Origin of the sequence: Kitasatospora sp. NPDC057936, assembly GCF_042887525.1 — a bacterium.
Lineage (GTDB): Bacteria > Actinomycetota > Actinomycetes > Streptomycetales > Streptomycetaceae > Kitasatospora.
Map to the genome: position 1 here is coordinate 1 of NZ_JBHVPD010000174.1, position 9,583 is coordinate 9,583.

At 70.9% G+C, this 9,583-nt stretch carries 9 protein-coding genes and 1 rRNA gene; all 10 read right to left on the reverse strand.

Annotated elements, in window-relative coordinates:
• Nucleotides 1-98: 98 nt before the first annotated feature.
• The gene (locus ACFVU9_RS44715; RefSeq protein ID WP_380448596.1) at nt 99-743 is read right to left on the reverse strand and encodes a MerR family transcriptional regulator; all 645 of its coding nucleotides are present in this window, start codon (nt 741-743) and stop codon (nt 99-101) included.
• 224 nt (nt 744-967) lie between these two features.
• Nucleotides 968-1,444, reverse strand: a complete 477-nt coding sequence (locus tag ACFVU9_RS44720; protein WP_329924794.1) for a bifunctional nuclease family protein — start codon at nt 1,442-1,444, stop codon at nt 968-970.
• Nucleotides 1,445-1,518: 74 nt separating this feature from the next.
• Complete coding sequence (locus ACFVU9_RS44725) at nt 1,519-2,208, reverse strand: MerR family transcriptional regulator (RefSeq protein ID WP_387603739.1); 690 nt, start codon at nt 2,206-2,208, stop codon at nt 1,519-1,521.
• Between the two features lie 176 nt (nt 2,209-2,384).
• Nucleotides 2,385-2,927, reverse strand: coding sequence for an FHA domain-containing protein (locus tag ACFVU9_RS44730; protein WP_380448594.1), 543 nt, complete (start codon nt 2,925-2,927; stop codon nt 2,385-2,387).
• Nucleotides 2,928-3,486: 559 nt separating this feature from the next.
• Nucleotides 3,487-4,635: a DUF881 domain-containing protein gene (locus ACFVU9_RS44735; protein ID WP_387603730.1), complete on the reverse strand. Its 1,149-nt coding sequence runs from the start codon at nt 4,633-4,635 to the stop codon at nt 3,487-3,489.
• Entirely contained in the window at nt 4,628-4,960 is a 333-nt protein-coding gene (locus ACFVU9_RS44740; protein ID WP_266273207.1) for a small basic family protein, read from the reverse strand. The genes ACFVU9_RS44735 and ACFVU9_RS44740 overlap by 8 nt, the downstream gene beginning before the upstream one ends.
• Nucleotides 4,957-6,018, reverse strand: a complete 1,062-nt coding sequence (locus tag ACFVU9_RS44745; RefSeq protein ID WP_387603734.1) for a DUF881 domain-containing protein — start codon at nt 6,016-6,018, stop codon at nt 4,957-4,959. The genes ACFVU9_RS44740 and ACFVU9_RS44745 overlap by 4 nt, the downstream gene beginning before the upstream one ends.
• A 145-nt stretch (nt 6,019-6,163) precedes the next feature.
• Nucleotides 6,164-8,659 (reverse strand): sugar phosphate nucleotidyltransferase, encoded by a 2,496-nt coding sequence (locus ACFVU9_RS44750; protein WP_380448588.1) that lies wholly within the window; start codon nt 8,657-8,659, stop codon nt 6,164-6,166.
• Nucleotides 8,660-8,783: 124 nt separating this feature from the next.
• Nucleotides 8,784-9,404 (reverse strand): CDP-alcohol phosphatidyltransferase family protein, encoded by a 621-nt coding sequence (locus ACFVU9_RS44755; protein WP_380448586.1) that lies wholly within the window; start codon nt 9,402-9,404, stop codon nt 8,784-8,786.
• A 96-nt stretch (nt 9,405-9,500) separates the two neighbouring features.
• A 5S ribosomal RNA gene (rrf, locus tag ACFVU9_RS44760) occupies nt 9,501-9,583 on the reverse strand; the annotation flags it as partial.

The following is a 9,583-nucleotide window of genomic DNA, read 5'->3' on the forward strand; positions in this document are numbered from 1 at the left end:
CCAACGTTCGTCCCACCCGCCACCCCCCCGGGGCCGGGGCCCCGGCCGGTCCCCGGCCCGGCCCCGCGGCCTCGTCGTTCCGTGCTCCTACCGGGCCGTCAGACCGCCCGGTTGCGGCGCTGGGCGAGCTCGTCCCCGGGGTCATGCCCCAGCAGCGTCTCGCCGGTGTCCGTCCGCTCGGCGTGCAGCCGCCCGACGGTCAGCTCCAGCTCCTGCCAGACCGCCCCCACCGCGATGCCGAACACGCCCTGACCGCCCTTCAGCAGGTCGACGACCTGCTGGGGCGTGGTGCACTCGTAGACCGTCGCGCCGTCGCACATGAGCGTCAGCCCGGCCAGGTCGCCCTGCTCGGCGGCCTGCAGATGGGCGACGGCCACCCGGATGTTCTGCAGCGAGACGCCCGCGTCGAGCAGCCGCTTGACGATCTTGAGGAGCAGGACGTCGCGGAAGCTGTAGAGCCGCTGACTCGTCGCCGGGTACGCCGAACGGACGCTGGGCTCCAGCAGCCCCGTCCGGGCCCAGTAGTCCAGCTGGCGGTAGGTGATGCCGGCCGCCGCGCAGGCCGTCGGGCCGCGGTAGCCGATGAGTTCGGAGGTCGGCGCCAGCCGCTCGATGGCCGGCTGGCCGGGCTGCACGGCCGGGAACCGGCCCACCCTGGGCAGGTCCGTCACGGTGCGAGCGGTGCGCGGCACGTGCACGGCGCACAGGCCTCCCACGGCCGCGTCATCGCCGGTGCTGCTCATGCCTACCTCCGTCCACTCGTGTTGCGGGCAACCCAGACTGCGGGCGTCGGTCACCCGGGCAGCCACTCCTGACGGTAGGCAGTCCCCTATGACCCGTCAACGATCGCCACGCCGAGCCGGACAAACCGCGTCACTCAGGAGAGTGGTTTTTCGTGCCCCTAGTGTGGGTAGGTGGACGGTTTTTGGCAAAACGACAGCACGGCCCGTACGCCGGCCGGTCCGCGCTACTGCGGACCACTGCCCCCGAAGTCCTCGGGCGACACCTGATCGAGGAACTCGCGGAACTTCTCGACCTCGTCCTCCTGCTCGTCCGGGATCGCGATGCCCGCCTCCGCGAGCACCTCCTCGCTCCCGAAGATCGGCGTGCCGGTCCGCAGCGCGAGCGCTATCGCGTCGGACGGCCGGGCGCTCACCTCGACCCCGCCGGCGAAGACCAGCTCCGCGTAGAAGACGCCCTCGCGCAGATCGGTGATCCGGACCTCGGTGAGCTGCTGGCCGAGCGCCTCCAGGACGTCCTTGAAGAGGTCGTGCGTCAACGGGCGCACCGGGGTCATCCCCTGCTGCGCGAAGGCGATCGCGGTCGCCTCGCCGGGGCCGATCCAGATCGGCAGGTACCGGTCGCCCCCGACCTCCCGCAGCAGCACGATCGGCTGGTTGGAAGGCATCTCCACCCGGACACCCACGACGTCGAGCTCATTCACACAGGCAACCCTATGGCTCTGGCCCCGGATATGAAAGCGCAGACCCGACGCCGCTGGTCAGCGGGGTGGGGCCGTCACGGGCGGGTCCGCAGACCGGCCTGGACCATCGCCGCGTGCAGCCGCACCGCCAGCGTCGCGAGCTCCCGCGCGGTGGCCTCCGCATGGGCCCTGGTCTGCGGGTTGCGGTGCCGGCGCAGCGGCGCCACCACCTGCTCGACGAGGGCGACCTCCCGGTCGGCGGCGGCCTTCATGGCCCGCAGGTGCCGCGGTTCGAGCCCGTACCGGCCGAGCTCCGCGACCAGCCGGGCCACCTGCAGCGCGTCGCCGTCGTAGCCGCCGTCCGGCCCGGAGGCGACCAGCCCGTAGGACTCCCACTCGACCAGGTCGCCGTCGCCCGCCCCGGCGGCGGCCAGCAGTTCGGCCCTCCCCAGCCGGACCCCGGACGAGGCCTCGGCGGCGGCGACCAGTTCCCGGTCCGCCTCCTCCATCGGCCCGGGCCGGGCGTCGGCGGGCGGCAGCGCGGGCGGCGCCCCCCGCTCCATCGCGTCCAGGTGCTCGCGGATCACTCGCAGCGGCAGGTAGTGGTCGCGCTGCATCCGCAGCACGTAGGCCAGCCGCTCGACGTCGGCCGGGCTGAACTTGCGGTACCCCGAGGGCGTGCGCTGCGGCTCGACCAGGCCCTCCGCCTCCAGGAACCTGATCTTGGAGATGGTGACCTCGGGGAACTCGTCGCGCAGGTGGGCCAGCACCGCGCCGATGCTCAGCAGCTCGTCGCCGCGGCGCCGCGCGCCCGCACGCTCCGGCCGGAGCGGCTGCCTGGGGCCCGCGACCACCCCGCGCCCGTCCCGGTCCGTCTGCGGACCGGAGGGCGCGGGCGTGACCGCCCCGAGAGATGAATCGGAGGTATTCGTACTCACTCGGGCTCCTGCCGACGTTGGGTTCAGTACCCCCGGTTGTGACCGGCGAAGAAGACCAGCCGGTACTTCCCGATCTGCACCTCGTCGCCGTTGTTCAGCGGCACCTCGTCGATCCGCTCCCGGTTGACGTAGGTGCCGTTGAGGCTGCCCACGTCCGCGACGCTGAAGCCGGCCGGCGTGCGGCGGAACTCCACGTGCCGCCGCGAGACCGTCACGTCGTCCAGGAAGATGTCGCCCTGCGGATGGCGGCCCGCGGTGGTGACGTCGGAGTCCAGCAGGAACCGGCTGCCCGAGTTCGGGCCGCGCTGCACGATCAGCAGCGCCGAGCCCGGCGGCAGCGCGTCGATCGCCGCCAGCACCTCGGCCGACAGGGCCGGCGTGGTGCCGGTGCCGGTCGTGGTGTTCGGGTCGTAGGACTCCAGGCCGGAGATCGAGATGGTCGACGTGGTCTCCGCCGGCCCCTCGGGCAGCGCGCCACCGCGCAGCGCCGTGCCGCAGTTGGAACAGAACCGGGCCGCGGCCGGGTTCTGGTTGCCGCACCGCGGGCACGGAGTGGGGCCAGCCATGTTCACAGCCTCCTGGCGCGGCACACCCGACGGGTTGTGCCCGGCGTACGGGTCCGGGGCAAACCCTCCACCAGAGGTTGAGGGTCCTGACGCGAAACCTATGCGCGGGTCGCCGGAGGGGTCAACCGACGCGCCGTAGCCCGCCGGATTCCCCGCGTACTGGGCGCCGCCGTCGCGGTACAGCTGCCGCTCCGCGTACTCCGCCGCCTCGGGAGCGGGACGCATGCCGGGCACGGCCGGCTCGTCGTCGGACCGGCGGTGACGCGCGGTCGGCGCCTCGACGGCCGCGTCGCGGCCCTTGTTACGACCGAACAACTTAGAGAAGAAACTCACGGGCGAATCCCCTTGCGTGTGACAGACCCGCCCGCGGGGCAGGGTGAGAACCTCGGACAGGCTGCGGGCCCGGTCGCGGATCGAGCCGGCTGGAGTGGTACTCCGACGGTTGGTGCGGCGGTTCTTGCTCCGTTGCGTGCTGGTATGAACCAGTCTCGCCCACGCCACGACGGCGCCCCGCACCGGGTGCCGCCCGCACGTGACGGGCCGTTCGCCAGGCGCCCCGTCACTTCGAAGCCGGCTTGGCGTACTGCGGCGTCCTCAAGTCGACAATCGCGTCGACGACGACCTTCTGCGGAGTGGTGATCGTCGCCCGTGCCTGGTGGCTCTCCAGCGTGCGGACGACACCTCCCGGGATGTTCAGCGCGGGCGTCAGGTCCTGCGGGTTCCCCACGACCGTGAAGCGGTACGGCTGCGAGACCTTCTTGCCGTCGATCTGCACACCGCCGCCCGTCACGTCCGTGAAGTTGGTGTTGACCACCACGCGAACATCGTTGATCTGAATCGCCTCCGCCCCCGCCGCCCGGAGTTCCTGCAGGGTGTCCAGCAGCATATCTGCCTTCACCTGCCCTTGGGGATCATCGACAGTGAGTACGATGCCCGGACCTGTGGCTTTGACGGTGCCGGCGAGCACGCCGAGCTCCGTCTCCTTCTTCCTGGTCTGCTCCTGGGCCTCCTTGGCCTGGTTGGAGCTGTTCTCCAACTTGCCCAAGGACTGTTCAAGCTCCGCCTTCTCCTGCTGGAGACGCTGCTGACGGCTGTCCAGTTCGTCGAGGATCCGAACCAGGTCCTCCTGACGGGCGCCGCGCAGCTGGTTGTGGTGGTCGTTCGTCGAGCGCACCTGGATCGCCAGCGCCAGGCCGAGCGAGAAGAGCAGCAGCGCCACCACGAGCTGCCCGCGGGACAGCCGCGGCGGCCACATCGCGGCCTTCAGGCGTCGCCGCCCGGCGCTCCGGTCGGTCGCCTCGGCAACGGACCCGGCCGGCTCCGACTCGGACTCCGGCTCCGGCTCCGGCTCCAGCTCGGCCGCGGACTCGACCGAAGCCTTCGCGGCCGCTTCCGCGACGGGCTCGGGAGCCCGCTCCGGTTCCTGCTTCGCCTCGGGCTCCGACGCCTCCTCGACAGGCGCCTCCTCGACAGGTGCCTCCTCGACGGGCGCCTCCTCGACGGGCGCCACCTCACGCTCGACCTCGGACGGCTCGGCGACGGCCGCCCCGGCCTCCTGCGCGACCGGCTCCTGCGCGACGGCCTTCTCCTCGGCCTGCTTCTTCTCGGCCGGCTTCATGTCGGCCGCCTTCTCCTCGGCGGCCGCCGCGACACCAGCGACGCGCTCCTCGTTCTCTTCCGCCGCCGGGCCGCGGCCCGGCTCAGGCACGGAAGACATGACGCCGGATCGCCGCCGCGTTGGAGAAGATGCGGATGCCGAGGACGACGACCACACCCGTGGACAGCTGCGAGCCGACGCCCAGCTGGTCGCCGAGGAAGACGATCAGCGCCGCGACGACCACGTTCGACAGGAACGACACGATGAACACCTTGTCGTCGAAGATCCCGTCCAGCATCGCCCGCACACCGCCGAACACCGCGTCGAGCGCCGCCACCACCGCGATCGGCAGGTACGGCACGACGGCGTCCGGCACCTCGGGCTGGACGAAGAGCCCGACGACCACCCCGATCACGAGACCCAGTACGGCAATCACGGTCTAGCTGCTCCTGTCGCTGTCGTGGTCTTCGTGGTCCCGCCCGTCGGGCGCCGTTTCGAGCTCGGATTCGCACCGGCGGCGGACGGTGAAACGGACGCGCTCGGGCTCTCGGAGGTTCCGCCCGTGGCCGACGGAGTCGGGCTCGGGCTCGGCGCGGCCGACGGCGTCGCCGTCGGCGAGGGTTCGGGGGTCACCGGCTGCGCCGTCCGCAGCGTCACGCCCACCGCCGCCGGCAGCGTCATGCTCTTCTGCGTCGAGAGCGTCGACTTGATCCCGTACTTCTCCTGGAGCAGCCGCAGGTACTCCCCGGCCATGTCCTTCTCGAAGGCGCCGAGGAGCTTCGGCCCGTCCCCGATCGCCTGAACGGTGTACGGCGGCACCAGCGGCCGGTTGTCCACCAGCACGGCCTCGCCCGCGGCCCGGATCGCCGACAGCGCCGTCAGCCGCTGCCCGTTGATCGAGACGGCCTCCGCGCCGTTCCCCCAGAGCCCGTTCACGACGAGCTGGAGGTCGCGGTCCCGCAGCCTGCCGCTGTTGGAGAAGCCCTGCCCGGCCCGCGGGTCCACATTGCCCCCGCTGCCCGTCCCGGCGGCGTCCTCCAGCACGAGCTTCATGCCCGGCCCGGTGACCTCGCCCAGCCCGACGAGGCCGGTCAGCGAGTCCGCGCCGTCGTCGCCCGCGGGGAGCGCCTGGCGCTGCGCGCTGTCCACCTTCTGCCGGAGGTCCTGGACCTGCTGCTGGAGGTGGTCGGCGGCGGTGTTGCTGTCGTTGACCCGGTGGATCAGCGCGTCCCGCTCCTTGGCGAGCGTCGGCTCCGCCTCGTGCGCGTTCACCGCGCCGATCGTCAGCACCGTCCCCACCAGCGCCAGCCCCGCGCCCAGCGTGACCAGCCCCCGGAGCGTCACGGGTATCCGGCTGTCGCGGTCACCGCCCCGCGCCGCGGCCGCTTCCGCGTAGCCCTCGTCGAGGCTGTGGTCCATCACGCTGGTCAGCAGGGACATCGAGGCGTCCGGACGGTTGTACCGCCCGTTGCTGGCACTCGGCGTCGCTGGCATGCGGACCATCGTCCCATGTCGGCGAAGGCCCTCGTGCACAGCCCCTGACCTGCGCACACGAGATAGAAGAGCGGACCACCCCAAACGTCGCGAAACGGACAGCGGGGGCGTGCGAACCATCCACACGCCCCCGCTGTGGCATCGCCTAACGCCCGGCGCCGTCGACCACCGCCGCCCACTCGTCGAGCAGCGCCTCGGTGGCCTCGTCGTTCGGGCCCTCCGCCCACAGGTGGGTGACGGCCTCCGCGGGGTCCGGCAGCACCAGCGTCCAGCGCCCGTCCGCCTCGACCACGCGCACGCCATCCGTCGTGTCCAGCCGCCGGCTGCCCGCGGCCTCGACGACCGAGCGCATCACCATGCCCTTGGCCGCCCACGGGGTCGCGATGTCCCGCCGCCGGATGTGCGCCTGCGGGATCCGCGCGTCGATCTGGCTCAGGGTGAGCTGCGTGCGCGCCACCAGCCCGACCAGCCGGACGAACGCCGCGGCACCGTCCAGCACGCCGCTGAACTCCGGCACGACGAACCCGCCGCGCCCGTCCCCGCCGAACACCGTGCCCTCGGCCGACGCCGCCTTCGCGAGGTCGTCCGGCGTCGTCGTGGTCCAGATGACCTGGGTGCCGTGGTACGCGGCCACCTGCTCCGCGATCCGGGTCGTCGTCACGGGCAGCGCCACCTGCCCGCTGCGCCGCTCGGCGGCGACCAGGTCCAGCAGCACCAGCAGCGCCCGGTCGTCGTCGATCACGCGCCCCAGTTCGTCGACGAACGCGACGCGCTCGCCGACCGGGTCGAAGCGGACCCCGAACGCCGCCCGGGACGACGCCACCAGCTCGCCGAGCCTGGCCAGCCCGGCCCGCCGCGTCTCCGCGTCCTCCGTCGGCCGCGCCTCGTCGAGCCCGCCGGAGACGGTGAGGGCCTCGACCCCGAGCCGGCCGAGGATGCTCGGCAGGACGAGCCCCGCACTGCCGTGCGCGGTGTCCACGACCACCTTCAGCCCGGCCTCGCGGACCCCCGTCGTGTCGACGGCCCGCAGCAGGTTGCCCGCGTAGGAGTCGAAGACACTGGACGGGAAGGTCAGGTCCCCGATCTCACCGGGGAACGCCCGCCGGAACTCCTGGCGCGCGTAGACGCGGTCCAGCTTGCGCTGTCCGGCCTGGGAGAGGTCGGCCCCGCGCTCGTCGAAGAAGAGGATGTCCAGCGAGTCCGGCACCCCGGGCGTGGTCCGCAGGAAGATCCCGCCCGCGCTCCCGCGCGCCGTGTGCTGCCGGGCGACCGGCATGGGCACGTTCTCCAGGTCGCGGACGTCGATCGCGGACGTCTGGAGCGCCGAGATCATCGCCCGTTTGAGCGCACGCGCACCACGCGAGTGGTCACGCGCAATGGTGACGGTGGCCCCCTTCTTCAGGGTCGTGGCGTAGGCGCCGGCCAGCCGGACGGCGAGCTCCGGGGTGATCTCGACGTTGAGGATCCCCGACACACCGCGCACGCCGAACAGGTGCTCCTGCCCGCGGGACTCCCAGATGACCGAGGTGTTGACGACGGCGCCGGCCTCGATCGTCTTGAACGGATAGACCCGGACGTTGGCCCCGATGATCGACTCCTCGCCGATCAGGCACTCGTCCCCGATCACCGAGCCGTCCTCGATCCGCGCGGCCCGCATCACGTCCGTGTTCTTGCCGACCACACAGCCGCGGAGGTTGCTCTGCGGCCCGATGTAGACGTTGTCGTGGACGACGGCGCGGTGCAGGAAGGCGCCCCGTTTCACGACCACGTTGCTGCCGAGCACGGTGTGCTCGCGGATCTCGACGCCGGCCTCGACCTTGGCGTAGTCCCCGATGTAGAGCGGCCCGCGCAGCACCGCCTCCGGGTCCACCTCGGCACCCTCGGCCACCCACACGCCCGGCGAGATCTCGAACCCGTCGATCTCGACATCGACCTTGCCCTCCAGGACGTCCGCCTGGGCCTTGCCGTAGCTCTCGTGCGTGCCCACGTCCTCCCAGTAGCCCTCGGCGACGTATCCGTAGACCCGCTTGCCCTCCTTCAGTAGCTGCGGGAACACGTCGCTCGACCAGTCCACGGACTCCCCCGCGGCGACGTAGTCGAAGACCTCTGGCTCCATCACGTAGATACCGGTGTTCACCGTGTCCGAGAAGACCTGCCCCCAGGTGGGCTTCTCCAGGAAGCGCTCGACCCGTCCGTCGTCGTCGGTGATCGTGATACCGAACTCCAGCGGATTGGGCACCCTGGTGAGACAGACGGTGACCAGAGCGTCCTTGCTCCGGTGAAAGTCGATCAATTCGGAGAGGTTGAAGTCGGTCAGCGCGTCACCGGAGATCACCAGAAAGGAGTCGTCCTTCAACGCGTCCTCGGCGTTCTTCACACTCCCCGCAGTGCCGAGTGGCGTCTCCTCGTGGGCATAGGTGAGGTGCATGCCCAGTTCCTCACCGTCACCGAAGTAGTTCTTGACCAGTGACGCCAGGAACTGCACGGTGACGACGGTGTCGGAGAGGCCGTGCCGCTTCAGCAGCCGAAGCACGTGCTCCATGATCGGCCTATTGGCCACCGGAAGCAGCGGTTTCGGCATGCTGGAGGTCATCGGGCGGAGTCGGGTGCCTTCGCCCCCTGCCATTACAACGGCTTTCATTACGGGTGCGTCCTCCTTCGCGGTGCTGGACCTGCAGGCCCATCAAACCGTTCCAGAGGGTCATCTACCCGGAAGGCATCGTCCGACGCACCGGGGCGCCGTGGCACTTCTCTCAGATCACGTCTCAGACTGTGGACGCGGAGCCCTTCGCGCTCGCCCGCACGATCTGCCGCGCCTGAACGGCGTAAAGAATACCGGCCCACCAGTACAGCGCCGTCCCCCACCAGATGAAGGCCCAGCTCACCACCTCGGCCGGCCGCGCGATCCAGCTGTCCCCGTTACCGAGGAGGAGGAGCGGAAACGCGTACATCAGATTGAAGGTCGCGGCCTTCCCCAGGAAACTCACCTGGAGCGGCCCGTATCCGTGCCGGTTGAGAATGGGCAGGAGCGCGGCGATAAAGACCTCACGGGCCAGCAGGATGCCCGTCACCCACAGCGGCAGAATCCCACGCCACGTCAAACCGACCAGGGTGGACAGCACATAGAGCCGGTCCGCCAGCGGATCGAGCAACTGCCCCACCCGGCTGACCTGCCCCCACCGCCGGGCGAGCTTTCCGTCCAGGTAATCACTGACCCCGCTCAGCGCCAGGATGAGCAGCGCCCAAAGGTCGTTGTTCGGCCCGCCGAACTTCGGCCAGAGAATGAGCCAGAGGAAGAGCGGAACACCCACCAGCCGGCCCATGCTCAGCAAGTTGGGGATGGTGAGGACGCGATCGGTCTGGACCCGCGTCTCCTGGACCTCCACCCGGGGGCCTCCTGTACCGTGCGATGACAATGCACAATGACCTTACAACAGAGAAGCCCCCGACCGGTTACCGGCGGGGGCTTCTCTTGAATGATTGTTCGGCGGCGTCCTACTCTCCCACAGGGTCCCCCCTGCAGTACCATCGGCGCTGTGAGGCTTAGCTTCCGGGTTCGGAATGT